The organism is Halomonas sp. DP8Y7-1 (assembly GCF_019801685.1).
Lineage (GTDB): Bacteria > Pseudomonadota > Gammaproteobacteria > Pseudomonadales > Halomonadaceae > Halomonas > Halomonas litopenaei_A.
On record NZ_JAHVIN010000007.1, the window covers coordinates 1 to 25,407 of the forward strand.

The window sequence follows — 25,407 nt, forward strand, 5'->3', positions numbered from 1 at the left end:
ATCTATGCGCTAAAAAAGTTTCGCCGCCTGCTCGACGAGGACGAGAACTCGTAAGGTCGCTGCAGGCGGAAATGGTCCAGCAGGGCCACGTGGTGTCGCTCGTCAAACTCTGTCAGTGGCTGGGGCTTCCCCGGCGGACATTGTATTACCGTCCGAGGCCGCGGCGACGCACGGTCAATACGGAGCTAACCACCAGAGTGAAGCTTGCGCTGGAGCAGTTCCCCACCTACGGCTATCGCCGTCTAGCCTGTGTCTTGGGGGAGAACCGCAAGCCGATCCAACGCATCTTGCAGCTCAAAGGTTGGCAGGTGCGCAAGCGGCCCCAAGGCTTCCGGCCGCGTGCCCGGAGCCTGCCGTCCGTTGCCTCTCGGCCTGATGAGCGTTGGGCCACCGATCTCACCCATGTGTGGTGCGGTAAGGATCGGCGGGCCAGCCTGGCGGTGATCATCGACTGTTGCACCCGAGAGATCCTTGGTTGGCGATTGTCGGACAACGGCAGCAGCAAGACGGCTGAAGCCGCGCTGGAAGAGGCTCTGGTACATCGATTCGGCGCACTGGGTCGGATTCATCAACCGCTGGCCCTTCGCTCTGACAACGGCCTCGTCTTCAGCAGTCGGCACTATACGGCGACAGTGAAGGCCTACGGGCTCACACAGGAATTCACGACGCCCTACACCCCGGAGCAAAACGGCCTGGTTGAGCGCTTCTTCCGGTCCCTGAAGGAAGAATGCATCTGGCAGCATCGTTTCGAGTCGTTGGGCCAGGCCCGAGCGGTGATCAGCCGCTGGATTCGGTACTACAACGAAGAGCGGCCACATCAGTCTCTAGGCTATGTGGCACCCCGAGCACACCCGTCATTAGCGGCGTAGGGTGTGCAGAAACCGGGGGGGCATTACAGGCTGCCACTGGCTTTCATCACCTGAGTACTCACCTGGACACCCCGACGGCCCCCGTTGGGGTGTCGTCGTTTATGGGGTGAAAAAGCCAGGGATTGTGACTCGTTGTCGTCAGATCGAAGATGTAGGTCTATGCTGAAAAGGCCAAGTTTACTTAGGGAGAAGAGGCCTTTGGGAGGGTGGTCAATCCGGCGATAACAACAGGGAGAACTTGGTAGAAAGTTATTTTGAGGCAACCGGTGGGGTGATGGTCCATGGCGTCTGTGCGTGCTTTAGTGCGTTGACGATGCTGCCGAGGAGCCGAGGCTGCTGGATGCGAGGCTTCGGAGGCGAACCGTGCACCAGCATCGAGACCTGCGCTTGGTGCAGACTATCCACTTCCAGCCATGGGCTGTGCCCGCCTTTTCATGCATTGTTCCATCGTCGGCCCCCACAACGTCGCCCCTGATGAGGAGACGGGTGGGGGAGACTGATCACCTTCCGCTGTCCAGCGCGAGCGATGGGCCAGGGGTAGCGTTCTTTCTCGCCATGCTTCTTGTTGACGACTCATACCGCGCTGCTCCGCGAAGTATCTGATGTCAATCTCTCGTCAAGGAGCCAACCCATGAAGAAGCCAAGTGACGATGATCCCTGCCAATGCAGCCCTAAGGTGGCGTTGGGCCAGGGCAAGGCGCAAGAACTGGTGGTCGCGAAAGTGCCCCAGGGGTTTGATACCAACATCAGTATTCGTCTCGTTCCCGGACAGGACTTCGCTCTCCCCCGACGACCGCTGCGCTGTCGACCGCGCAAGGGAGCGCCACGTCGAGACGCCGAGCCTTTGGCGTTGCCGGATGAGGTGATGGAAATGCTCCAGAAAGCTGACCAGGCGGTGATCGAGTGGCTGTCCCAGAGTGAGGCCAACGCCCTGCTGTACATGGCGCGCCCCGCCGAGGCGTTACTCAAGGCCGGTATCAAGCTGTCACGGCAGCAACTGAAGTCCATCCATCGGGTCCACCGCGAGGTCGAGCAGGCCGCAGTCATCGGTCCCGGAGTCAAGGTGGCGGGTTTCAAGATCGCGACCTTTCCCCGCGGTCGAGTCGGCCAGATATCGCCGGACGAAATGCCGAAGGACGATGACGGCGATGCACAACGCGAGGAGGGCTAGGTCATGGCACTCGATCGAACTGCCGGCTTCGACATGCTCGTTCAGGTGTCCGAGGACGAGCTCAACAATCAGCTGGCCACCGCCTTTCTTGCCGGTGGCATCTTTCCCCCCAGTATCAGCGTGCCGGTCAACGCGGGCGGGGTGAGCGGGAGCGCCGATCTCAACTTCGATACTCCCGTGGCCGACCTGGACCGCCCGCGTCCGGCCGTGGGTCTGACGCTTCCCTTCAGCGATTCTCAGCTGCAGATCACCGCGCCCTTGCCCCTGACGGTGGCCCCGATCGGCGGCGCCATCACAGTGGTGGACAGGGTCGCCGTGATGACCGAGGGCAGTAATCAGCTGGTCACCATGGATTTCAATGCGGGTGCACCGGCGGTCAGTGTGGCGTTCGACCCTGCGTCAGCGACGTTACTGGGGCCGCTTTTGAGTGCTGCAGGATTGAGTCTGGCGCAGGCACAAAACATGATGGCGGGAATCGTCCTCGACCAGCTTCAGACCAGTATCGGTCGGCTTGATCTAACGCCTCCGATTCCGGTGGTCGACGATGACGACGCGACCACCGTGTTCGATATCGATGTCACCACCGTGAACGACACCTCGGCACTGGACCGAGATTGCCTGGCATTCGGTGTGCGCATGTCCAGCGATGGTGGCGGTAATATCAACAACGTCACATCGAGCATGATCCCTGCCGGCAGCGAGTCGCTGGTGATGATGAGCAACTTCTGGCTGCTGGCCAGGGTGATGCGTACGCGTATTGCGGCGTCGTTGGGGCGACCTGTCAGCGATTTCGATACGCCGCTGAGGCTCAATCGCAGTATCCCGGCGCCGGGAGGCGAGGGGACGCTGCGCAATCTCGAGGCGAGGATCATCGGCAATCGTATATCCGTCACCGGGCGTGCCACCGACTCCGGTACCGGCTGGTTGGCGGAGTCGAATTTCTCGTTTTTCATCGACATCGGGCTCGATGGCGGTGCCATCACCGTTACCGCTACCACCCCAGTGGTGGATACCGACGTGGACCTGGCCTGGTGGGTGTGGCTTGCCTCCCTTGGGTTGGGCGGGTTGTTCGGCGGCATTGTCGGGGTCATCGTCGCCGCCGTGGTGCTGGCCATCGTCGAGGCGGTGGCCGAGGGTATCGCCGATGGCCTGATATCGGATGGCCTCAGCGGAGCGATCGGTGGACTGCCAGCCATCCCGCTGGGCCCCATTGGTGGTGGCCTGACGCTGACCGATATCGTGCTCGATGACCTGGAGCTTCGCTCAAACATCGTGCGCTCGGTATCGGTACCGGTGAAGCACCAAGGCGGGCACGTGGCAGCCGGTGGCTTCTCGCTGGACCTGGACACTGGCATCGTTAGTCCCGAGCTTCGACCAGGGGCAGACCTGGCCTGGCACCCCCAAAGCGGCCTGAGTGCCGCCGGTGGAAGCGGGCTTTCGGTGACGGGCATCTCCTTCGGGGCGCTGACGCCGGTACAGATCTCCCGACTGCCGCTGGCCACCCAGCAGATCCCGCTTGGTCTGAGTCCCTTCACCTATCCGCCGGGGTTCCCCGTCCTGCCGCATCATGATGTCGTCTTCGGCATGCGCACCAGCGAGGGTCGCCTGGCCAAGCTACGTGCCTGGCGCTCGATCATCGAGGCTGGGGCCCTGAACCTCAGCTGGGTGACCTTCGATACACCGACACCCTCTTTGGATATCGCGGCAAGATGGACGGTGGGTGAGCGCGGCAAGATGAGCACGTATACCACTCGCGATTGCGCGTCCTGTCGCGCCTGGCCGGTGAGTCGACGGGGTATCTTCGAGGCTTGGCCGAGGCTCGTGGCCTTTCCGGTCGACTATGAGTGGTGCCTGTGTGGACAGGTACTGGAACAAGGGGACGGCAAGGTAGAGCACGCCTCCGGGGCGATCGTCTACCGCCTCAAGGGCAGGCGCCTGGAGATCAAGACACAGAGGGCCCAGTCGATCGACTGTGAGCTGTGTGTCAGCGCCATCGACGCCCATGGCCGGGAGCTCTATACCTGCATCCAGCTCCACCAGCCCGGCATCGAGAGGCGCTGCAGGCCCTGTGATCCCACCCGCAAGGACGTCGCGTTCGATTTCAAGCCGGTGGCCGCCGCCCTTGCCGATTGGCGTCCATTGTTCGCAGTGCTGCCGACGTATTATCAACTAGACACCAGCGCCTAGGGGCCTGGCAACGACCCGAGGTCACCGTGCCAGTGCCGTTTTCGGCACTGGCACGGTGGGGCGTTTACTACTGAGCGCAGGTAAGCTGACTGCGTTGGCCCCTTGGCGATCATCGCAAGTCATGTGTCTCGGGACAGCCGCGGCAGAGGAGCTGAGGCGTTGAAAAGGCGCTGTGGGGTAAACCTCTGCAAGCTAAAGTACCGCGAGGTGACGTCATGTGAAACGGTTTCTCGTTGTTGTTGTGCTGGTTGTCGGGCTTGTCAGTGTGTTTTTTGGCATCGAAAAGAGTATCCACTCGACGACAACGCTGCGTCTTTTCGAGCTCGTCACGCCCTATAAAACACAGACGATCCTCTATCGGCATGTCGATAATCCGGACGTCGTGATCGAATTGCAGATGAAAGACATTGGGGCGAGGGGTTACTTGAGGCGCACCGTAAGAGTGGCGCCAGGTCTGCTCTGGGACAGCGTCGAGGAAGTCGATCTGCAGAGCATCGATAGCAATGAATGGCGTCGCGTCGATGAGTACGTCAATGAGCATGGCTTGAAGGGAGGTTAGCCATATGGACGTTGTCGTCAGGCGGGCAGAGCCCGATGATGCTGAAGGCCTCAAGAGCCTCTATGAACGAGCCCCTGTCTTTGCCGACACCTTGCAACTGCCATTTCCCAGCACCCGTCTGTGGAAGGAACGCCTGGCGTCGTTCGATGATCACTTCCACTTCCTTGCGGCGACCCTCAACGATGAGCTTGTCGGTAGCCTGGGGCTCGAGCAGTGTCGTTCTCCGCGAAGACGTCATGTGGCGACCTTCGGCATGGGGGTGAGAGATGATGTCCAGGGACAGGGGGTGGGCCGCGCGCTGATGGCCAGCATGCTGGATCTATGCGACAACTGGCTGGCAGTGACACGCATCGAGCTCACGGTCTACGTCGACAATGCGCGAGCGGTTGCCCCGTACCAAAGATTCGGCTTTGACATCGAGGGCGAGTCGCGACATTTTGCCTTCAGAAACGGGACCTACGTCAGCGCCTACTCCATGGCCCGAGTGAACGATCAGACAGCCCAAGGAGACCTTCCCCGGTGAGCCCTTTTGCCGCTACCCCCACGCCTCCCTACTACGCGGTCATCTTCACGTCCCTACGCACTGCCGGCGATCACGGCTACGCCGACATGGCGGACAAGATGGTCGAGCTGGCCGCGCAGCAGCCGGGTTTTCTTGGCATCGAATCGGCCCGTGAGGACGGCGAAAATGGCCTCGGCATCACCGTATCCTACTGGGCCGACCTGGCGTCCATCCGCGCCTGGAAGGCCCAGCTCGATCATCGTCAAGCTCAGGCCATGGGGCGCGAGCGCTGGTATGCCAGCTACAAGGTCCGAGTCTCCCGGGTAGAGCGGGAATATGGTTTGTGACACCGATAGGTGCAGGCGCCGACGCAGGCGCTATCACATTGTCGGGTGCTGATAGAGAGAGGCCACGGTCCATGCTCAGCCCCTCTGTTGGCGGTGTTGCTGCGGTGTCAGCATCAACGCGCAAACTGACTTAGGGGCAGGTAGTCCAGGCGTTGACCGGGCACCACCTGAAGGCCTGGTGGTACCACCAGATAGCCGTCGGCGTGGGCGGCACATTTCAGCATATTGGAGCCTTGGGCGCCGGCGATGCGTGCCACCGGGGCCACATCGCTGTGGTCGAGATATACCCTCAGTAATTGGTGGCGTGCTGGATTGGCGCGGAAGGTAAACCCTGCATGGACGGGAAAGCGGGCGAGGGGCGCCAGGTTGCGCCCTTGCAGCCGCTGCAATAGCGGAAGCCCGAGCAGGTGCCATGACACCAGCGCTGCGGTGGGGTTGCCGGGCAGTCCCAGCAATGGGGTGCCGCTAGCCTGGGATTCGCCGATGTAGCCCAGGGTGAAGGGCTTGCCCGGCTTCATCGCAACGCCACTAAGGCTGATGCCGCCAAGTTGCTCCAGGCAGGGCCTGACATGGTCTTCCTCACCCACGGATACGCCACCGGAGCAGACGATCAGATCTGCCTGGCGGGAGGCATAGCGCAGGGCGCTCTCGAGGTCCTGACGGGTGTCTTCGATGTTACCCAGATCCACCAGCTCGACATGCTGGTCCTGGGCGAGGGCATGCAGCATCTCGGCATTGGAGTTATAGATCTGCCCGGGCGACAGCGCCTGCCCCGGGTTGACCAGCTCGGTACCGGTGCTGATGATCGCCACACGCAGACGCCGACGGCAGGGCACATCGGTCAAGCCCTGCGCGGCCAGCAAGGCCAGGCGAATGCCGTCCAGACGCTCACCGGCGTCCAGCAGTAGTGCGCCCTCGCGTAGCTCTTCGCCGCGACGGCGAATGTGCTGGCCTTGGCGCAGGTCCTTGGGAAAGTAGATCTGCCCCTTGTCGTCCAGTCGCACGTGTTCCTGGGGGACCACCACGTCGGCGCCATGGGGAATGGGAGCCCCGGTGAAAATCCGAGCGCAGCCGCCGAAGGGCAATGGTTCAGGCATGCTTCCGGCGGGCACTCGCAGCAGTACCGGTAGCCCCACATGGTCCTTGAGGTCGGCCAGGCGCAGCGCGTAACCGTCCATGGCGCTGTTATCGACGTTGGGTACGTCCATGCGGGCATGCAGGGACGTCGCCAGCACACGGCCTCGCGCGTGATGGCTGCGCACGCATTCTGTTCCCGTCACCGGGGTGGCCAGCGCAATGACCTGATCCCGGGCCTGCCACAGGTCGATGAGTGGGCGCGATTCCCTGGGAGTGTCGCAGCTGCAGGTGTCGCTCATATCAGACCTCCTCCAGACGGTGGTCCATCGCCAGCGAGGACTGGCGGCTGGCGCAGCGCTGGGGGTCGTTGACGACCATGGCCACAAAGTTGCAGGGACGCGTGCGGGCATCGAGCTGGGCCGCCAGTATCTCATCCCAGGCCATGGCGCAGGCCCTGGGGGAACCGGGCATGGCGAAGACCAGGGTACGGTCGATGATGCCGGCGATGGCACGGGACTGTATCGTCGAGGTACCAATACTCTCGAACGAGCGCTGGCGGAACAGCTCGCCGTAGCCTTCGACGACCTTATCGAACAGCACCGTCAGTGCCTCCGGGGTATTGTCCCGTGCGGTAAAGCCGGTGCCGCCGTTGACCAGCACCACCTGGATGTCTTCGCGCAGGACCCAGGCGCTGACCTGGGCGCGGATGCGGTAGATGTCGTCCGGGACCAGCGCCCGTTCGGTGAGGCGATGGCCGTGGTGGGCAAGACGTTCAGCCAGCAAGTCGCCGCTGTCGTCCTCCGCCAGGCCCCGACTATCCGACACGGTCAGCAGGGCAATATCCAGAGGAATGAAGACGGCGCTCGTTGACGTATGTGACATGCAAGGCCTCCGTGAAGCATGCAAAGGGTACGGGTGCGCATCCGTCCGGGAGCACGGTGCTTCGAGTTCAGCGCATCGAGTTCAGCGCTGCGAGTTAGACGCTTTGAATTCAGCGCATCAGCGGTCCGTCGGCGTCCTCGTCGGCGAGGGTGAAGCCTTCCACGCCAATCTCGCTTTCCAGGGCCAGCAGGTAGTGGCGCAGGGCCACTCGAGTGGCCTGCTCGGTCAGTTCATGCTGAACGCTTTCCTTCACCTCGGCGTAGGGCAGTGGCTGACGATCGAGGCGGGCATCGACCCACACCACATGCCAGCCATAGCGTGAGGGCAGCGCGCGGTCATGCAGTCCCTCCGGCCAGGTGTCCAGGGCGCGATCCAACTCGCTGACGGTTTGACCCCGCGCCACCCAGCCGAGGCTGCCGCCTTGGTCCTTGGACGGGCATTGAGAATGCCGCTGGGCCAGTTCGGTGAAGCGCTCAGGGCGCTGGCGAAGGGTCTTGATCAGGGTTTCCGCCTGGGCCAGCTGGGCGTCCCTGGCCGCTACGTCATCCGGGGCGGCCGCCAGCAGGATGTGCCTGACCTTGTAGCGAGCGGGCTCGCAGAAGCGCTCAGGGTGAGCGGCGTGGTAGCGCAGGCAGGCGTCGTCATCGGGTGCCGGAATCTGCAATTCCTGCTCCAGCATGACGGCAATGGCGCGCTCGTCGGGTTCATGCAGGGTGCCCGTCTCGATCCCCAGAATCTCGGCGCGCTGTCGCAGCAGGGCCTGGATGACCAGGGCGCGGGCCGCCGCCTTGGCGGCGGCCTCGCGATCCGATGACGGATGAAACTGCATTTCCCCGGCAATATCTGCCTCATCGATGACGGCGCCGCCAACGCGGATGCTCAGGCGAGGTGTGGCCGGCAAGGTTTCCAAGGGAATGGTTTTCATCATCAGGGTCCTCAGGCGCGTCGCCGCACGATTTGATAGCGGCGGCCCAGATAGCCAAGCGGGGCGCTCCAGGCGTGCACCAGACGGGTGAACGGGAAGATCAGCACGATGGTCAGTCCCACCAGGATGTGCAGGTGGTAGATGAAGCCAATGCCTTCGAGATGGGCGGCGGCACCCCCCTGGAAGAACACGATGGCCTGGGCCCACTCAGCCAGCTTGATCATCACTCCACCGTCCAGGTGGTGCATGGCGGCAGGGATGGTCAACAGGCCCAGGGTGACCTGGATCACCAGCAGCACGATGATTAGGTTGTCCATGACGCTGGACGACGCCTTGACCCGGGGATCGGTGAAGCGGCGGTGAAGCAGCATGGCGCCACCGATCAGGCAGGCGATACCGGCAAGGCCCCCCACCAGGATCGCAAACACCTGCTTGGTGCCAGCGCTGATGAAGGGCGCGTAGACCCAGTGTGGTGTCAGCAGGCCGACCAGGTGGCCGAAGAAGATCACCAGGATGCCAACGTGGAACAGCGGGCTGGCCAGGCGCATGCGCTTGGACGATAGCATCTGGCTGGAACCGGTCTTCCAGGTGTACTGACCGTGGTCGAAGCGCAGCAGGCTGCCGATGAGAAAGACGCTGCCCGCCAGGTAAGGGTAGAGGCCGAACAGCAGGGTATGCAGGTAGTTCATGACAGACCTCCAGTGGGTCGAGAGGGCATGGCATCGGGAAGACGAATGGTGTCGGGCTGGACGCTGCCACGACGTTCGGCAAGACGCCTGCCTTCCGCCGAGGTCAGTGCACAGTCCTGATCCGATTCGGCCGAGAAGCGCACGGCTTCTTCTTCCCACACGGCGTCCAGGGCAGCAGGGGTGTTATCGGGTGACTCCTGTTCGACCGCCTCGCGATGGGCATCCACCTGATCCTCGGCGCCGATCATGGCCAGCAGCGTGCGCGTGATGAGCGCCTGATCGCACTGCTTGCTCTCCAGGCGGGCCGTGAGCAGCGCCAGGATATGGCTGACATCGCCGATCCAGCTGGCGATGTCGTGGGCACTGCGGGTAGACAGGAATTCCAGCAGCAGTGGCAGGTGGTCGGGTAGCTCGCGGCTGTCCAGGGCAAAGCCAGCCGCCTCGTACTCGCTGAGCAGGTCGACCATGGCCTGGCCGCGGTCTCGGGACTCGCCATGGACATGTTCGAACAGCAACAGAGAGGTAGCGCGGCCGCGGTCGAACTGGGCGACATAGGCCGCCTGGACGTCCAGCAGGCGGGCATCACGCAGGCGATCGCACCAGTCAAGCAAGGCCTGCCGGGGGGCTCCCCCCGGCAGTGGCATGGCGGCAATGGCGGCCTTGACCTCATCGATAGCCGCGATCAGCTCTCGGTCGGGATAGTCGAGCAGCCGGGCCAGGGCACGCAGGCCCTGGGCGAGTGGCCCTTGAGTGGCGGCATCAGTCATGCTCGACCTCCGGATGAGCGGGATCGTACTGCTCAACGTCGACCAGGGTGGTGGTCTGCTTGCGTCCGCCGAACAGACTGACATCGTCGCTTCCGCCCTGGCAGCCATTGCCGAAGGTGAAGCCGCAGCCGCCACGCTCCGGGAAGGCCTCGCGGGCCAGTTCGCGATGGCTGGTCGGGATGACAAAGCGGTCCTCGTAGTTGGCGATGGCCAGGTAGCGATACATCTCCTCGACCTGGGCCACGCTCAGCTCGACTTCGTCCAGTACGTCGAGGCGAGCCTCGCCATCCACGTGCTTGCCACGCATGTATTCGCGCATCGCCATCATCCGCTTGAGCGCTCGCAGCACAGGGGCTTCGTCACCGGCGGTCAGCATGTTGGCCAGGTATTTCACCGGGATGCGCAGGGACTCGACCTTGGGCAGCACGCCATCGCTTTCCACGTGACCGGCATCCACCGCCGACTGGATGGGAGAGAGCGGCGGCACATACCAGACCATCGGCAGGGTGCGGTATTCCGGGTGCAGCGGCAGGGCCAGCTGCCAGTCCATGGCCAGCTTGTAGACAGGGGACTCCTGGGCGGCCTTGATCACGTTGTCATCGATGCCGTCACGCTTGGCCTGGGCGATGACCTCGGGATCGTGGGGATCGAGGAAGATCTCGCACTGGCGCTGGTAGAGGTCGCGGTCGTCCTTGGAGGCGGCGACGTCTTCGATACGATCGGCGTCGTAAAGCAGCACGCCGAGGTAACGAATGCGGCCGACACAGGTCTCGGAGCACACCGTCGGCTGGCCGGACTCGATACGCGGGTAGCAGAAGATGCACTTCTCGGACTTGCCGGTCTTCCAGTTGTAGTAGATCTTCTTGTACGGACAGCCGGACACGCACATCCGCCAGCCGCGGCACTTGTCCTGGTCGATCAGGACGATGCCGTCCTCCTCGCGCTTGTAGATGGCACCGCTGGGGCAGCTGGCCACACAGGCAGGGTTCAGGCAGTGCTCGCACAGGCGCGGTAGGTACATCATGAAGGTGTTTTCGAACTGACCGTAGATGTCCGCCTGGATCTGATCGAAGTTGACGTCCTTGCGCCGCTTGGCGAATTCAGTGCCAAGAATTTCTTCCCAGTTCGGGCCCCACTCGATCTTTTCCATGCGCTGGCCGGAGACCAGCGAGCGCGGACGGGCCACCGGCTGGTGGCGCCCCCGCTTGGCCTGGTGCAGGTGCTGGTAGTCGAAGGTGAACGGCTCGTAGTAGTCGTCGATCTCCGGCAGGTCCGGGTTGGCAAAGATGTTCGCCAGCACCCGCCATTTGCCGCCGATACGCGGTTCGATGGTGCCGTCCTCGCGCCGCAGCCAACCGCCTTTCCAGCGGGCCTGGTTTTCCCATTCCTTGGGGTAGCCGATGCCCGGCTTGGTCTCGACGTTGTTGAACCAGGCGTACTCCACGCCTTCACGGCTGGTCCACACGTTCTTGCAGGTCACCGAGCAGGTGTGACAGCCGATGCACTTGTCGAGGTTGAGCACCATGCCCACTTGTGAACGGATCTTCATTTCACTGCCTCCTGAACGCTGTCCTGTCCTTCCCCGTCCAACCAGTTGACGTGCTTCATCTTGCGCACCATGACGAACTCATCGCGGTTGGAGCCGACGGTGCCGTAGTAGTTGAAGCCGTAGGCCAGCTGGGCGTATCCGCCGATCATATGGGTCGGCTTGGGACATACCCGAGTCACCGAGTTGTGGATGCCGCCGCGGGTGCCGGTGACTTCGGAGCCGGGCACGTTCACGATGCGCTCCTGGGCGTGGTACATCATCGCCATGCCGTTCTTGACCCGCTGGCTGACGACGGCACGGGCGGCAATGGCGCCGTTGGCGTTGTACAGCTCGATCCAGTCGTTGTCCTCGACGCCGATGGCGCGGGCGTCATCCTCGGATAGCCAGACGATGGGGCCGCCCCGGGACAGGGTCAGCATCAACAGGTTGTCGGAGTAGGTGGAGTGGATGCCCCACTTCTGGTGCGGGGTGATCCAGTTCAACGCGATTTCCGGGTTGCCGTTGGGACGCGGCATCGCCATGGCCTTGGTGGCCTTGGTGTCGATGGGCGGACGATAGACCAGCAGGCTTTCGCCGAAGTCGCGCATCCAGGCGTGGTCCTGATAGAACTGCTGACGTCCGCTGACCGTGCGCCAAGGGATCAGCTCGTGGACGTTGGTGTAGCCCGCGTTATAGGACACGTGCTCGTCTTCCAGGCCCGACCAGGTCGGACTGGAGATGATCTTGCGCGGCTGCGCCACCACATCGCGGAAGCGGATCTTTTCCTCTTCCTTGGGAATCGCCAGATGGGTATGGTCCCGTCCGGTAATTTTCGACAGCGCGTCCCAGGCCTTGACCGCAACCTGGCCGTTGGTCTCTGGTGCCAGTGACAGGATCACCTCGGCGGCGTCGATGGCGGTCTCGATGCGCGGCTGCCCCTTGGCCGGGCCGTCCAGCTTGACGTGATTGAGGCCGCGCAGCAGTTCGACCTCCTTCTCGGTATTCCAGCTGATGCCCTTGCCACCGTTACCGATGCTTTCGAGCAGCGGCCCCACCGAGGTGAAGCGCTCATAGGTCTCGGGGTAGTTGCGCTTGACTTCGACCAGGCTCGGCATGGTCTTGCCGGGCACCGGCTCGCACTCGCCGCGCTTCCAGTCGAGCACCTCGGGCTGGGCCAGCTCGCCTGGGCTGTCGTGCTGCAGTGGCAGGGTGACCAGGTCGGTTTCCTCGCCCAGGTGGCCGGGGCAGACCTCGGAGAACTTCTTGGCGATGCCCTTGTAGATATCCCAGTCGCTACGCGCCTCCCAGGCCGGATCGGTGGCGGCGGTCAGCGGGTGGATGAAGGGATGCATGTCCGAGGTGTTGAGGTCGTCCTTCTCGTACCAGGTCGCGGTGGGCAGCACCACGTCGGAGTACAGACAGGTGGTGGACATACGGAAGTCGAGGGTGGTGAACAGGTCCACCTTGCCTTCCGGGGCTTCCTTGTGCCACGTGACTTCCTTGGGCATGGCGCCACCGGACTCACCCAGGTCCTTGCCCTGCAAGCCGTGACGGGTGCCCAGCAGGTACTTGAGCATGTACTCGTGGCCCTTGCCGGAGCTGCCCAGCAGGTTGGAGCGCCACACGAACATGTTGCGCGGGAAGTTCTGGGGGTTGTCCGGGTCTTCTGCGGCAAAGGTAAGCCGTCCCGCCTTCAGCTCGTTGACCGTGTAGGCGGCGGTGGACATGCCGGCCTCAAGCGCGGGGCCCGCCAGTCGCAGCGGGTTGATACCGAGCTGAGGGGCGGAGGGCAGCCAGCCCATGCGCTCGGCGCGCACGTTGAAGTCGATCAGGCTGCCATCGTACTTGCTGGGGTCGGCCAGCGGTGACAGCAGCTCCTTGACTTCGAGCTTCTCGTAGCGCCACTGGCTCGAGTGGTTGTAGAAGAACGAGGTGCCGTTCATCTGGCGCGGCGGACGCTGCCAGTCCAGGCCAAAGGCCAGCGGCAGCCAGCCGGTCTGGGGCCGCAGCTTTTCCTGCCCCACGTAGTGGGACCAGCCACCGCCGGACTGACCGATGCAGCCACACAGCACCAGCATGTTGATCAGGCCACGGTAGTTCATGTCCATGTGGTACCAGTGGTTCATCCCGGCACCGACGATGATCATGGAGCGACCCTGGGTCTTGTCGGCATTGCTGGCGAACTCGCGGGCGATGCGAATGCACTGGCTGGCCGGCACGCCGGTGATCTTTTCCTGCCACGCCGGGGTATAGGGACGCAGCTGGTCCAGCGAGGTGGCGCCGTCGTCCTCGCCGTCAGCACCAAGGCCACGGTCGATACCGTAGTTGGCGCACATCAGGTCGAACACGGTGACGGCCAGCACTTCCTTGCCGTCTGCCAGGGCCAGCTTCTTGGCCGGCAGGCAGTGGTGCAGCACCTCGTTGCCTTCGACGTGGTCGAAGTGCTCGTGGGCGATACCGCCGAAGTAGGGGAAGGCCACCTTGGCGACGCTGTCGTGGGCATCGGCCAGGGACAGGCGCAGGTCGACCTCCTGGCCGTCGGCGTCGAGTGACTCAAGGCTCCACTTGCCTTTTTCCTCGCCGCCATTTTCCCCCCAGCGGAAGCCGATGGAGCCACGGGGCACGACGAGCTGATCGCGCTTCTCGTCCCAGGCGACGGTCTTCCACTCGGGATTGTTGTCCTGGCCAAGCGAAGCATCAAAGTCGGCGGCACGCAGCTGCTTGCCGGGCGCGTAGCTGCCGTCTTCCCGGGGCTCCAGCGCCACCAGGAAGGGCATGTCGGTGTAGCGCTTGACGTAGTCGGTGAAGTAAGCGCTGGGGGAGTCGAGGTGGAACTCCTTGAGGATGACGTGGCCCATGGCCATGGCCAGGGCGGCGTCGGTGCCTTGCTTGGCTGACAGCCACTCGTCGGTGAGCTTCGACACCTCGGCGTAGTCCGGGGTGATGGACACGGTCTTGGTGCCCTTGTAGCGCACCTCGGTAAAGAAGTGAGCGTCCGGCGTGCGGGTCTGGGGCACGTTGGAGCCCCAGGCGATGGTATAGCCAGAGTTGTACCAGTCAGCGGACTCCGGCACGTCGGTCTGCTCGCCCCAGGTCTGGGGGGAGGCCGGCGGCAGGTCGCAGTACCAGTCATAGAAGGACAGGCAGGCTCCGCCGATCAGCGACAGGTAGCGGGCCCCGGCGGCGTAGGAGACCATCGACATGGCGGGAATCGGTGAAAAACCGATGATGCGGTCGGGACCGTAGGTCTTGGCGGTATAGACGTTGGCCGCGGCGATCAGGGTCTGGGCCTCGTCCCAGTCGGCGCGAACGAAGCCGCCCATGCCACGGGCACGCTTGTACTGGTTGGCCAGGACCGGATCTTCGACGATGGAGGCCCAGGCCTCCACCGGGTCTTCGTGCTTGTCCAGCGCCCGACGCCACAGGCTGACCAGCTCCTGACGGATTAGCGGGTACTTGAGGCGGTTGGCACTGTACAGATACCAGGAGTAGCTGGCGCCACGCGGGCAGCCACGTGGCTCGTGATTGGGCAGGTCGGCGCGGGTGCGGGGGTAGTCGGTCTGCTGGGTTTCCCAGGTCACCAGGCCGTTCTTGACGTAGATCTTCCAGCTGCATGAGCCGGTGCAATTCACCCCGTGGGTGGAGCGCACGATCTTGTCGTGCTGCCAGCGAGCGCGATAGCCATCTTCCCAGTCGCGGGTCTCTTCCCTCGTTTCGCCATGTCCATTGGCAAACTGGGGAGGACGCTTGGTCAGGTATCTCAGCCGATCGAGAAAGTGACTCATGGGGGGTCTCCTCAAAGGCCCCCTTGCGGGGGCCATGCTAGGCGGTCCTTGTGGACTCGAATGTCACGGTCTGGTGGAGTCTTGAAGCTCAGAGCTAGCTCTCAACGTCAGCCCTGAATGTCAGTGCTATGCGTCCGAAGCCTCTTTGGGATGGTCCTTGCTGCGGCCCTTGCAGGCAGGCCCGGCGTCCAGATTGAGTTCGATTTCTGCGCCCTTGCGGCTGTAGTAGAACCAGGTCAGGGCGGTACACAGCAGGTAGAAGACGATGAAGCCAAGCAGGGCGGCTTCCGGTCCGCCTGTCAGCGAAATCGAGGTGCCGAAGGACTTCGGGATCAGGAAGGCGCCGTAGGCGGCGATCGCCGACGTGAAGCCAATGGTGGCGGCCGATTCGCGCTCTGCATGGACCAGCTGTTCAGCACTGGTCAGGTTGGGCATCAGACGCGGCACTTCCTTGCGGAAGATCGACGGAATCATCTGGAAGGTGCTGGCGTTGCCGACGCCGGTGGCGAAGAACAGCAGCATGAACGAAGCGAAGAAACCGTAGAACGCCATCGGCATGGTCTTGTTCATCAGGAAGAACAGCACGCCGATGACCCCGGCGATCATGGTCAGGAAGGTCCAGAAGGTGACCCGGGCGCCGCCGAAGCGATCGGCAAGACCGCCGGTCCAGGCACGGCTGAGGGCGCCGACAAACGGGCCGAGGAAGGCATACTGCAAGGCGTCGATGGCCGGGAACTGGGTCTTCGTCAGCAGCGGGAAGCCGGCAGAGAAACCAATGAAGCTACCGAAGGTGCCGGTATAGAGGATGCACATCAGCCAGTTGTGCTTGCGCTGGAAGATGACCGACTGTTCCTTGAACGAGGACTTGGCGCTGGCGATGTCGTTCATGCCGAACCAGGCGGCAACGGTGGCGATAGCGATGAACGGCACCCACACGAAGCCGGCATTCTGCAGCCACAGCATGCCGCTGTCGGACAGCGGTTGGCCGTCTCCGGTAAACATCACGAAGCTGCCGGTAGAAATCACCACGGGCACCAGGAACTGCATCACCGATACGCCAAGGTTGCCAAGACCGGCGTTCATGGCCAGTGCCTTGCCTTTCTCGCGCTTGGGATAGAAGAACGCGATGTTGGCCATGCTGGAGGCAAAGTTACCGCCACCGAAGCCACACAGCAGGGCAATGATCGCCATCACCAGGTAGGGGGTGTCAGGGTTCTGTACCGCAAACCCGATCCACAGTGCCGGCAGAATCAGTGAGGCCGTGGAGAAAGCGGTGAAGCGACGCCCGCCGAAGATCGGCACGGTAAAGCTGTAGAAGATGCGCAGCGTAGCGCCGGACAGTCCCGGCAGGGCGGCCAGCCAGAACAGCTGGTTCGGGCTGTAGTCAAAGCCCACCTGGGGCAGTTTGGCCACCACCATGGACCATACCATCCAGATGCTGAAGGCCAGCAGCAGACAGGGGATCGAGATCCATAGATTGCGACTGGCAATCTTGCGGCCGGTGGTCTGCCAGAAAGACTCGTCTTCCGGGCGCCAGTCCTGCAGCACGAACTTGCTGGGGGTAGAAAGCTCCGGCAGATCGGTGGATTCGCAGCGGTCGCGAGCCTCGATGCGTTCGGCTTTACGAATCGCGTGATGCATCCACAGCAGCGCTGCGGCGACCACGACGAACATCAGCATGAAGCAGCTCTGCCAGATGCCGATGACATCGTTGAGCATGCCGAAGGTCAGTGGCAGGAAGAAGCCGCCGAGTCCGCCGACCATGCCTACCGCGCCGCCCACCAGACCCACGCTCTTGGGATAGTAGACCGGGATGTGCTTGTACACGGCGGCCTTGCCCAGGGACATGAAGAAGCCCAGCACCATGGTCAGCAGGATAAAGCCGACCAGGGGCATGGCGAAGGTGAACTCGACCGGGCCATGGACACCGGCAACGGTATAGTGAGTCGGCGGATAGCTCAGCAGAAAGGTGCAGATGACCGAGGCCAGGAAGGTCCAGTACATCACCCGGCGAGCGCCGTAGCGGTCCGACATCCAGCCGCCGAGGATGCGGAACAGCGAGGCTGGAATCGTATACAGCGCCGCGACGATACCCGCCGCTCCCAGGCTGAGTCCGTAGACCTCGATCAGATAGTGGGGCAGCCACAGGGCGAGGGCCACAAAGCCGCCGAAGACGAAGAAGTAATACAGAGAAAAGCGCCACACGCGCAGATCGGCCAGCGGCGCAAATTGCTCGGATAGCGGCTGGCGCACGGCGTTGCGAGATCGACTGCCGGGATCTTCCTTGGCCAGCACAATGAAGGCGACGCCCATGATGGCCATGACGGTGGCATAGACCAGCGCGGTGCTCTTCCAGCCCAGTGCCAGGAGCAGGAAAGGGGCGCCAAAATTGGTCACGGCAGCGCCCACGTTACCGGCACCAAAGATGCCCAGAGCGGTACCCTGACGTTCCTTCTCGAACCAGGCGGAGGTGTAGGCGACGCCGACGATGAAGGAACCGCCCGCAAGGCCGATACCCAGGGCGCCGACCAATAGCATCGAGTAACTGTTGGCAAAGGTCAGCAGATAGACGCAGGTGGCCGTGATCAGCATCAGCAGGCCGAACACCCAACGGCCACCGAAACGGTCAGTCAGTACGCCGAGGAATAGACGGCTAATGGAGCCGGTCAGCACCGGTGTGGCCATCAACAGGCCGAGTTGAGTGTCAGAAAGACCGAAGTCTTCCTTGATTTGAATGCCGAGAATCGAGAAGAGAGTCCAGACGGCGAAGCAGAGAGTGAAGGCCAGGGTGGCCAGACCTAGCGCTTGATTCTGCTGACGCCGCGGTACGGAGTCATGTTGAAGCATATGCTTTCCTCAGTAGGGGTGCCGGTTTGTCCCCTTAAACATTGCTACAATGTATCTGCAAGGCACTTGATTGTGATCAACAGAATGGGAGGGTATATCCAGCGTCGTTGATCTCTTACCTCCATGGGGGTATGCGGGTGTTTTTAAGAGATTCGTCACGTATTATCTGCCTCGAAACATAAATGAGACATTCTGATATTGGTTAGGTGATAACTCCCTTGATCTGGGTCAATAGAAGTGGGTGGTGGAAGACAAGACACGAGGGGCAGCCATGAACGGCGCCTTTTACCTGCGCCGCTCTCTGATGCTGCGCATGCTGGTCGCGATGGCCGCGATTGCCTGTCTGGCGCTGGTCAGCCTGCTGGGCTCGATCGTTATCGCCCAGAGCGCGGGTGGCTACGCCGATGCCATCAATCAGGCGGGGTCGCTGAGGATGCAGGCCTACCGATTGCTGTCGACCAGTGAATTGCTGCCTGCCGACCATCCCCGGCGCCGTTGGCAGCAGGAACAGATGGAAGCCACTCTTGCCAGCCCAGCCATTGTCAGTCTGATTCCTGGCGATGTGGATGACCCCCTGAGAGATGCCTATGACAGAGTGGTCGAATGCTGGCACGAAAACCTGCGACCCAATATCCATGCCTTTGACGGCGGCAATGCCTTTCGCCTCGATGACCAGGTGGCAGAGTTCGTCGATAAAGTGGATATTCTAGTTGGGAGTCTGCAAAAATATGCGGAGTCTAAGGTGGTCTTTCTGGAAGTTTTTCAGGGTGTGTCGCTGACCATTCTTGTTGTTTTTATGGTGATGGTGGTGTACAGAATTGTGTGTGGCGTCATGCCGCCTTTTAGAGATCTTATTCGGGTGGTAAATGGTGTAATGGTGGGTGACTTCTCCGGTAGAACGACCTACCGTGGGAATGACGAGCTTGGCCTCTTGTCGCGTACGATCAACAAGATGAATGCCAGTCTTTCGGAAATGTATGGGCAGCTCGAAAAGCGAGTGGCGGCCAAGACGCATGAGTTGAAGCGCAGTAATGATGCGCTGCGGATGCTTTACCTGACGGCGCGACGTTTGAATGGCGTGACGCCATTGACCCGTGAGGAACTTGAAGACGTCCTGCGTCAATTGGAGGCGGTCACCGACGAGGGACCGTTCGAGCTGAGGCTCACTACCGGTGGGGCCGGCAAGGAAATGATTCGCCTTGTGCCTCGGCCCGCGGCCCATCATCAAGCCGAGACTGCGACAGCGCGATCGGAGTCGTGCAGTCGCATGACATCTTCTCCATCGCCAGGCAGCGGCAATGAGTATGCGGTGCGCGTGCGCGAGGCAGGGCGCGACTTCGGCGAACTGCGGGTCCAGCAGCCCCCTGGGCACATGTTGGCACAGTGGAAGATCGAGCTGGTCGAGACCGTGGCAGGGCTGATCGCAGCGGCCCTGTCATTGTCGGAAAAGTCCGATGAGCAGCGCAGGCTGGCGCTGATGGATGAGCGCGCCGTCATTGCCAGAGAGCTACACGATTCCCTGGCGCAATCATTGTCCTACCTGAAGATTCAGGTGACGCGATTGCAGATGCAGCTGGACCAGCAGCGCCACGAACAGGTCGCGCAAGTGGTGGCCGAGCTGAGGCATGGGCTGAACTCCTCCTATCGTCAGCTGCGAGAACTACTGAATACCTTCCGTCTGCGCATCCACGAGGCGGGCCTGGAGGCGGCGCTGGATGAGACGGTGCAGGAGTATTCCAAGCGGGGCGACTTCGAGCTGACCTTGAAAGGGCAATGGAGCGGGCTTGCGCTGACGCCCAACGAAGAAATTCATGTACTGCAGATCGTGCGCGAGGCGTTGTCCAACGTGGCGCGCCACGCCAGGGCCCGCCACTGTACGGTCAGTCTTGCCGCAGAAGAGACGGGTCATTATCAGCTGTCGATCAAGGACGATGGGGTCGGTATCGGTCCCCAATCAGATCCATCCATTTCCCATGGGATGGCCATCATGGAAGAGCGGGCGAGGAGCCTGAGTGGAAAGCTCTCGGTCAATGGCATCAAGCCATGTGGCACCGTGGTGACCGTCCGCTTTCTGCCGCGCCTGCTGGTACAGCTACCTGTCGCGGTCAGCTGAACGTGTCGTCCGGCATAGGTCGGACGCACTCACTCAGGAGATTTGGCAATGAGCATGCTTCGATTGATGATCGTGGACGATCACCCTCTCTTTCGGCGTGGCGTTCGCCAGCTGGTGGACATGGACCCGAGCCTGGTGGTGGTGGGCGAGGCCTCCGACGGTGCGGAAGCGGTGCGCAAGGCGATTGACCTTCAGCCCAATCTGATCCTGCTGGACCTCAACATGCATCCGATCGATGGGATTGAGGTGCTGAGGCGGATGCGTGACGCTCGGGTCAAGAGTCGTATCGTGATCCTGACCGTATCCGATGCCGACGATGATGTGGTGCGGGCGCTCAAGGAAGGTGCCGACGGCTACCTGCTCAAGGACATGGATCCGGAAGAGGTGCTGCGCTTGATTCGCGAGGCCGCGCAGGGGCAGGTGGTGCTGGGGCCGCAAATGGCGTCCTTGCTGGCCAGCGTGGTCAAGGGCGAGCTGCCGGCGGGGGGTGACGATGGCATGTCCTGCCTCACCGCGCGAGAGCGAGACATTCTGCGCACCCTGGCCCGGGGGCTGTCCAACAAGATGATCGCCCGTGAACTCGACATCGCCGAGGGCACCGTCAAGGTGCACGTCAAGCATCTGTTCAAGAAGCTGGACCTGCGCTCCCGAGTGGAAGCGGCGGTGTGGGCAACCAAGCATGGCCTGGGCTGAACGGCGCTACCGGCATTGCTGCGCTGACCTGCATACGACAACGCCCGGGCTGGACCCGGGCGTTATCGCTTTCTCCAATGACGCCTCACCGCTTAGCGGTAGTGGCGAGGCGTCAGTGGTGTCTCAGCTATTGACCGCGGCAACCGCCTTGGCCAGGTAAGGCAGGTTTTCCTGAGAGAAGCCCGCCACGTTGGCACGGCCGGAGCGCACCATATAAATGCCAAACTCATCGCGCAGGCGATCCACCTGTTCCGGTGACAGACCGGTGTAGGAGAACATGCCACGCTGCTCGGCAATGTGCGCGTATTTCTCGCTCAGCCCGTAAGGCTTCAGTGCTTCGACGAAGTCGCGACGCAGGGTGTTGATGCGGTCACGCATTTCCGTGAGTTCCTCACGCCAGACGCCTGCGAGCTCGGCCGAGTGCAGAATTTCGGCGACGATAGCTCCGCCGTGGGCGGGCGGGTTGGAATAGTTCTCGCGGGCGACAATGGCGATTTGCGAACGAACGTTTTCCATCTCTTCGTTGTTCTTCGCGACCACGATCAGCGCACCGGTACGCTCGTTGTAGATGCCGAAATTCTTCGAGCAGGAGCTGGTGATCAGCACATTGTCGAGGTTCTCGGCCAACAGTCGCACGGCGTAGGCGTCTTCATCCAGGCCTTCAGCGAAACCTTGATAGGCGAAGTCCACCAGCGGCAGCAGGTCACGCTCCTGCAGCACCTCAAGCACCTGTTGCCACTGCTCGTGGTTCAGGTCAAAGCCCGTCGGGTTGTGGCAGCAAGCGTGCAGGACCACCACGTCGCCCTGGGGAATCTGCTTCAGAGCCGCCAGCATGCCGTCGAAGTCGAGACGGTTGTCGGCATCCACGTAGGGGTACTTGTGCAGTGCGATACCGGCGGCGGTGAAGATGCCGTGGTGGTTTGGCCAGGTGGGATCGCTGACCCAGATGCCCTTGCCAGGCAGCTGGCTGGCAACGAAGTCGGCCGCCAGGCGCAGAGCGCCGGTGCCACCGGGAGACTGGGTGGCACTGGCACGCCCAGCTTCCAGCACCGGTGAGTCCTGGCCCAGCACCATGGGCAAGACCACGGCACCGTACTCGGGAGCACCGTGTGAGCCGATGTAGGTCTTGGTGGTCTCGTTGTTGAGCAGCAGGGCCTCGGCCTCCTTGACCGCACGCATCACCGGAGTGTTGCCCTTTGCATCGCGGTAGACGCCGACGCCAAGATCGACCTTCTGGGGATTGGTGTCCTTCTTGAAGGCCTCGATGAGCCCGAGGATGGCATCCCCGGGAACCCGCTCAATCTTCTCGAACATTTAACTTGCTACCTCGTCGGTTCTAGCCGCTAGGATGAAATCGTTCTTGTGCAGGCCCTTCATTTCGTGGGACCACCAGGTCACGGTGACCTTGCCCCACTCGGTCAACAGCGCCGGATGGTGACCAGCCTCTTCAGCGATCTCGCCGACGCTGTTGGTGAACGCCAGGGCCTGCTTGAAGTTGCGGAAGCGATAGCTCCGCTCCAGTTGCATGATGCCATCGCGCTCGACGATCTGCCACTCGGGCAGCTGTTTTTGCCAGCTGGCGATCTCGCTCTCGCTGGCATGAGGGGCGTCCCAGCGGCAGGCTTCGCAGGATTGTTGTGACAGGGACGATGAGTGTTCGCTCATGGGATAGCTCCAAATGCAAGTGGTAGGGCAGCAATTGCCGGTCGTCAGGCGCGGGGTGTCCGCGCCTTGGGCGTGAACAGTGGGGCAAAGAGTCCTAGCGCCTTGGCCTGTTCCACCAGCGCCATCAGGTCCTGCTGGGCCAGTGTCTGGAGGTCGTCAAGACTGTCGAGAACATAGTAAAGCGGTTGCAGGATGTCGATGCGGTAGGGTGTACGCAGTGCATCGAGGGCATCGAAGCGATGCGTGACCGGTGCGTCGGAAAGCGCGTGGAGCGTCTCCCGTGGCGATGAAATGATGCCTCCCCCATAGATGCGTCGGCCCTCTGGCGTGTCCACCAGGCCGAATTCAACCGTCATCCAGTAGAGCCTGGCCAGATACACCCGATCCTTGGGCTCGGCTGCCAGGCCCAGCCGCCCGTAGGTGGCGGTGAACTCAGCGAAGGCCGGATTGGTCAGCATGGGGCAGTGGCCAAAGATCTCGTGAAAGATATCCGGCTCCTTGAGATAGTCCAGCTCTTCCGGGGTGCGGATGAAGGTCGCGACGGGGAAGCGCCGGTTGGCCAACAGCTCAAAGAAGGTATCGAAGGGGATAAGCGCCGGGACTGCGGCGGTTCGCCATCCCGTGGCGTCGTCCAGCACCCGATCTATCGCATCGAGCTGCGGGATATGATCGGTGGGCAGGGCAAGGCGCTCCAGCCCCTCCAGGTACTGGTGGCAAACACGTCCTTCGATCAGCGCCAGTTGACGTTCCATCAAGGTCTGCCAGGTGCGGTGCTCCGTCTCGCTCCAGTGGATCTTGCCATCGTGGTCAGGAGTGTGAGCCTCGTAGGCCGTCGCTTTGCCAGAGACGGACGCATCCGCGGAGTGGTTCGAAGGAGAGTGGGGTGAGCCAACGAGAGGCGAGTGCGTAGACGGTGCGCTCATGGCGCCTCCAGATAATGGTGAGCGGAAAAGGCGGGTGTTGTCCTGCAACAGAGTGTCGGTCGAGTGCAGGCCATGTGCGAGGGGGTTGTGGTAGAGAAACCGGGTCGATCTGGTGACGAAGGGGAGGCGAGTGTAAGAAAAACGTGACAGCAGGGCCGCAAGGGCACTAGCCCATGGCCATAGCTCGACCAAAGAGGCAGGTCTCGTGTGCAATGACTTCGATAAGCTGTAAGGAAAACGTGACAATGGAGGTCGGACGCCGTGACAGCAAATTTCTGCCCGTGGGTCTTCTGCCTATCGATAAGGAGCGCTAAGCCAGCATGCGCCTGAGAGTACATTGCCAGAACCGCATCGGTATTCTGCGTGACATCGTGTCCCTTCTTGCTGACTACGGCGCCAACGTGGCGCGTGGCGAAGTGGGTGGCGAGCGCGGCAATGCCATCTATCTCCACGTGCCATTGCTGCTTAACGCGCAATGGGTGACGTTGAAGCCTCGTCTGGAAGACGTGTCTGGCGTCTTTGGCGTGCGCAAGGTCAGCCTGATGCCGAGTGAGCGTCACCAGCTGGAGCTCGAGGCGCTGCTTTCATCGCTGACAGACCCGGTCATGTCCATCGACATGGAGGGGCATCTGGTCGCGGCCAACCGCGCGGCGAGTCAGCTGCTGGGGGTGCGGGTAGATGAAGTGCCAGGTCTGTCCCTGGATCGATATCTGCCGGACTGTGACTTGCCCGATGTGATTCGGCGCAACAATGCCAGGGTCAACGGACTCAGAGTCCGCCTGAAGAACGCCACCTTTCTTGCCGATATCGCTCCGCTGCACCGTGAGCATCATGACGATGTCGAGTCATTGGCGGGGGCGGTGGTGACACTGCATAGCGCTGATCGCATTGGCGAGCGGATCTACCAGATACAGCGCCAGGAAATGCGCGGTTTCGAGGCGATGTTCACCGCAAGCCCCCGGCTTGCGTCGCTGATTCATGAAGCTCGTCGAATGGCGCCGCTGGATGCCCCGCTGCTGATCTTCGGTGAAACAGGCACTGGCAAGGAGTTACTGGCGCGGGCGTGTCACCTGGCCAGCCCCCGTGGGCAGGCACCCTTCATGGCCTTGAACTGCGCTGGCCTGCCGGAGTCCATGGCCGAGACGGAGCTGTTTGGCTACGCACCGGGGGCCTTTGATGGCGCCAGGCCAGAGGGCAAGCTGGGTCTGCTGGAGTTGACCTCGGGCGGTACCATCTTCCTCGATGAAGTGGGAGAGATGAGTCCGCGCCTTCAGGCCAAGCTGCTGCGGTTCTTGCAGGACGGCGGCTTCCGTCGAGTCGGCGCTGACGAAGAGACCTATCTTGATGTGCGGGTGGTGTGCGCCACTCAGCAGGACCTGCTGTCGCTATGCGATCAGGGGCTGTTTCGCCAGGATCTCTACCATCGCCTGAACGTGCTGTCCTTGAACGTTCCGCCATTGCGAGACTGCCTGGACGGGATTCAGGCACTGGCAGAGCATTTCGTCGACCGCGCTGCCCGGCAGATTGGCTGCCCGTTGCCCGAGCTTTCCAGCGCCGCTGTCGCGCGAATGGCCGGCTATGACTGGCCGGGCAATGTGCGGCAGTTGGAAAACGTGCTGTTCCAGGCGGTATCGCTGTGTGAAAGCGGTCGCATCGAGCCGGAGCACCTGCGCTTGCCTGAGGGGCCGGCCTCTGGCGATCTGGCCGGCATCGAGCTGGACGGCACCCTCGACGATATTCTGGCCGACGTGGAGCGTCGGGTGCTGGCCGCGCTGTATCCGCTGCATCCCTCCAGCCGGCAGTTAGCACGACGGCTTGGCGTCTCCCACACCACCATTGCCAACAAGCTGAAGCGTTACGGGCTGGGGGGCACCTGAG

Annotated in this window: 20 protein-coding genes; 9 read left to right on the plus strand and 11 right to left on the minus strand. The window is 62.3% G+C overall.

The features are described 5' to 3' along the window. The 6 genes from KUV41_RS10825 to KUV41_RS10850 form a co-directional block, all read left to right on the plus strand. Positions 1–869, plus strand: an 869-nt coding sequence (locus KUV41_RS10825; RefSeq protein WP_315900578.1) for an IS3 family transposase, incomplete at its 5' end; no start/stop codon positions are given. Between the two features lie 631 nt (positions 870–1,500). Next, positions 1,501–2,040 (plus strand): hypothetical protein, encoded by a 540-nt coding sequence (locus tag KUV41_RS10830; protein ID WP_206944754.1) that lies wholly within the window; start codon positions 1,501–1,503, stop codon positions 2,038–2,040. A gap of 3 nt (positions 2,041–2,043) precedes the next feature. Next, positions 2,044–4,227: a hypothetical protein gene (locus KUV41_RS10835; protein ID WP_222486076.1), complete on the plus strand. Its 2,184-nt coding sequence runs from the start codon at positions 2,044–2,046 to the stop codon at positions 4,225–4,227. Between the two features lie 217 nt (positions 4,228–4,444). Beyond that, on the plus strand, positions 4,445–4,786 hold the full coding sequence (locus KUV41_RS10840) for a hypothetical protein (RefSeq protein WP_222486069.1): 342 nt from the start codon (positions 4,445–4,447) through the stop codon (positions 4,784–4,786). 4 nt (positions 4,787–4,790) lie between these two features. After that, on the plus strand, positions 4,791–5,309 hold the full coding sequence (locus tag KUV41_RS10845) for a GNAT family N-acetyltransferase (RefSeq protein ID WP_222486067.1): 519 nt from the start codon (positions 4,791–4,793) through the stop codon (positions 5,307–5,309). Next, positions 5,306–5,635, plus strand: coding sequence for an antibiotic biosynthesis monooxygenase family protein (locus KUV41_RS10850; protein ID WP_206944746.1), 330 nt, complete (start codon positions 5,306–5,308; stop codon positions 5,633–5,635). The genes KUV41_RS10845 and KUV41_RS10850 overlap by 4 nt, the downstream gene beginning before the upstream one ends. A 113-nt stretch (positions 5,636–5,748) precedes the next feature. Here KUV41_RS10850 and glp read toward each other — a convergent pair whose 3' ends face one another. From glp to KUV41_RS10890, 8 genes are all read right to left on the minus strand, one after another. Beyond that, a complete protein-coding gene (glp, locus tag KUV41_RS10855) occupies positions 5,749–7,011 on the minus strand; it encodes a gephyrin-like molybdotransferase Glp (protein WP_222486079.1) in 1,263 nt (420 codons plus the stop codon). A gap of 1 nt (position 7,012) precedes the next feature. Continuing rightward, the gene (gene moaB, locus KUV41_RS10860) at positions 7,013–7,594 is read right to left on the minus strand and encodes a molybdenum cofactor biosynthesis protein B (RefSeq protein WP_222486081.1); all 582 of its coding nucleotides are present in this window, start codon (positions 7,592–7,594) and stop codon (positions 7,013–7,015) included. A 109-nt stretch (positions 7,595–7,703) separates the two neighbouring features. Continuing rightward, on the minus strand, positions 7,704–8,519 hold the full coding sequence (locus tag KUV41_RS10865; protein WP_222486083.1) for a peptidylprolyl isomerase: 816 nt from the start codon (positions 8,517–8,519) through the stop codon (positions 7,704–7,706). Between the two features lie 11 nt (positions 8,520–8,530). Then, positions 8,531–9,208: a respiratory nitrate reductase subunit gamma gene (gene narI / locus KUV41_RS10870; protein ID WP_222486085.1), complete on the minus strand. Its 678-nt coding sequence runs from the start codon at positions 9,206–9,208 to the stop codon at positions 8,531–8,533. Further along, positions 9,205–9,975, minus strand: a complete 771-nt coding sequence (gene narJ, locus KUV41_RS10875) for a nitrate reductase molybdenum cofactor assembly chaperone (RefSeq protein WP_206944735.1) — start codon at positions 9,973–9,975, stop codon at positions 9,205–9,207. The genes narI and narJ overlap by 4 nt, the downstream gene beginning before the upstream one ends. Next, on the minus strand, positions 9,968–11,524 hold the full coding sequence (gene narH, locus KUV41_RS10880; RefSeq protein WP_206944733.1) for a nitrate reductase subunit beta: 1,557 nt from the start codon (positions 11,522–11,524) through the stop codon (positions 9,968–9,970). Before narH ends, narJ begins: the two co-directional genes overlap by 8 nt. After that, positions 11,521–15,288 (minus strand): nitrate reductase subunit alpha, encoded by a 3,768-nt coding sequence (locus tag KUV41_RS10885; RefSeq protein WP_222486087.1) that lies wholly within the window; start codon positions 15,286–15,288, stop codon positions 11,521–11,523. Before KUV41_RS10885 ends, narH begins: the two co-directional genes overlap by 4 nt. 126 nt (positions 15,289–15,414) lie before the next feature. Further along, positions 15,415–18,135, minus strand: a complete 2,721-nt coding sequence (locus tag KUV41_RS10890; RefSeq protein ID WP_206944730.1) for a nitrate/nitrite transporter — start codon at positions 18,133–18,135, stop codon at positions 15,415–15,417. Between the two features lie 271 nt (positions 18,136–18,406). Between KUV41_RS10890 and KUV41_RS10895 the strand changes: the two genes are divergently transcribed. Both KUV41_RS10895 and narL read left to right on the plus strand, forming a co-directional pair. Next, positions 18,407–20,248 carry a histidine kinase gene (locus tag KUV41_RS10895; protein ID WP_222239177.1) on the plus strand — a complete coding sequence of 614 codons (1,842 nt, stop codon included), beginning with the start codon at positions 18,407–18,409 and terminating at the stop codon, positions 20,246–20,248. 48 nt (positions 20,249–20,296) lie between these two features. Beyond that, positions 20,297–20,941, plus strand: coding sequence for a two-component system response regulator NarL (gene narL / locus KUV41_RS10900; protein WP_206944726.1), 645 nt, complete (start codon positions 20,297–20,299; stop codon positions 20,939–20,941). 123 nt (positions 20,942–21,064) lie between these two features. On the opposite strand, the gene KUV41_RS10905 is transcribed toward narL, so the two are convergent. The 3 genes from KUV41_RS10905 to phhA are packed head-to-tail and all read right to left on the minus strand — an operon-like array spanning position 21,065 to position 23,529. Continuing rightward, on the minus strand, positions 21,065–22,255 hold the full coding sequence (locus KUV41_RS10905; protein WP_222163385.1) for an aromatic amino acid transaminase: 1,191 nt from the start codon (positions 22,253–22,255) through the stop codon (positions 21,065–21,067). Next, positions 22,256–22,606, minus strand: coding sequence for a 4a-hydroxytetrahydrobiopterin dehydratase (locus tag KUV41_RS10910; RefSeq protein WP_222486089.1), 351 nt, complete (start codon positions 22,604–22,606; stop codon positions 22,256–22,258). It abuts the gene before it with no gap. Between the two features lie 44 nt (positions 22,607–22,650). After that, positions 22,651–23,529, minus strand: coding sequence for a phenylalanine 4-monooxygenase (phhA, locus tag KUV41_RS10915; protein WP_222486091.1), 879 nt, complete (start codon positions 23,527–23,529; stop codon positions 22,651–22,653). Positions 23,530–23,849: 320 nt separating this feature from the next. On the opposite strand from phhA, the gene KUV41_RS10920 reads away from it, so the two are divergent. After that, positions 23,850–25,406, plus strand: coding sequence for a sigma-54-dependent transcriptional regulator (locus KUV41_RS10920; RefSeq protein ID WP_206944704.1), 1,557 nt, complete (start codon positions 23,850–23,852; stop codon positions 25,404–25,406). The last annotated feature ends 1 nt before the right edge of the window (position 25,407 follow it).

Bases quoted from the DNA above. Each gene is read 5' to 3' on its own strand.
- narL (WP_206944726.1), top strand. From the start codon at position 20,297: ATGAGCATGCTTCGATTGATGATCGTGGACGATCACCCTCTCTTTCGG.
- phhA (WP_222486091.1), bottom strand. From the start codon at position 23,529: ATGAGCGCACCGTCTACGCACTCGCCTCTCGTTGGCTCACCCCACTCT.
- KUV41_RS10910 (WP_222486089.1), bottom strand. From the start codon at position 22,606: ATGAGCGAACACTCATCGTCCCTGTCACAACAATCCTGCGAAGCCTGC.
- KUV41_RS10920 (WP_206944704.1), top strand. From the start codon at position 23,850: ATGCGCCTGAGAGTACATTGCCAGAACCGCATCGGTATTCTGCGTGAC.
- KUV41_RS10905 (WP_222163385.1), bottom strand. From the start codon at position 22,255: ATGTTCGAGAAGATTGAGCGGGTTCCCGGGGATGCCATCCTCGGGCTC.
- KUV41_RS10895 (WP_222239177.1), top strand. From the start codon at position 18,407: ATGAACGGCGCCTTTTACCTGCGCCGCTCTCTGATGCTGCGCATGCTG.
- KUV41_RS10835 (WP_222486076.1), top strand. From the start codon at position 2,044: ATGGCACTCGATCGAACTGCCGGCTTCGACATGCTCGTTCAGGTGTCC.
- KUV41_RS10865 (WP_222486083.1), bottom strand. From the start codon at position 8,519: ATGAAAACCATTCCCTTGGAAACCTTGCCGGCCACACCTCGCCTGAGC.
- KUV41_RS10845 (WP_222486067.1), top strand. From the start codon at position 4,791: ATGGACGTTGTCGTCAGGCGGGCAGAGCCCGATGATGCTGAAGGCCTC.
- moaB (WP_222486081.1), bottom strand. From the start codon at position 7,594: ATGTCACATACGTCAACGAGCGCCGTCTTCATTCCTCTGGATATTGCC.
- narI (WP_222486085.1), bottom strand. From the start codon at position 9,208: ATGAACTACCTGCATACCCTGCTGTTCGGCCTCTACCCTTACCTGGCG.
- narH (WP_206944733.1), bottom strand. From the start codon at position 11,524: ATGAAGATCCGTTCACAAGTGGGCATGGTGCTCAACCTCGACAAGTGC.
- narJ (WP_206944735.1), bottom strand. From the start codon at position 9,975: ATGACTGATGCCGCCACTCAAGGGCCACTCGCCCAGGGCCTGCGTGCC.
- glp (WP_222486079.1), bottom strand. From the start codon at position 7,011: ATGAGCGACACCTGCAGCTGCGACACTCCCAGGGAATCGCGCCCACTC.
- KUV41_RS10885 (WP_222486087.1), bottom strand. From the start codon at position 15,288: ATGAGTCACTTTCTCGATCGGCTGAGATACCTGACCAAGCGTCCTCCC.
- KUV41_RS10830 (WP_206944754.1), top strand. From the start codon at position 1,501: ATGAAGAAGCCAAGTGACGATGATCCCTGCCAATGCAGCCCTAAGGTG.
- KUV41_RS10890 (WP_206944730.1), bottom strand. From the start codon at position 18,135: ATGCTTCAACATGACTCCGTACCGCGGCGTCAGCAGAATCAAGCGCTA.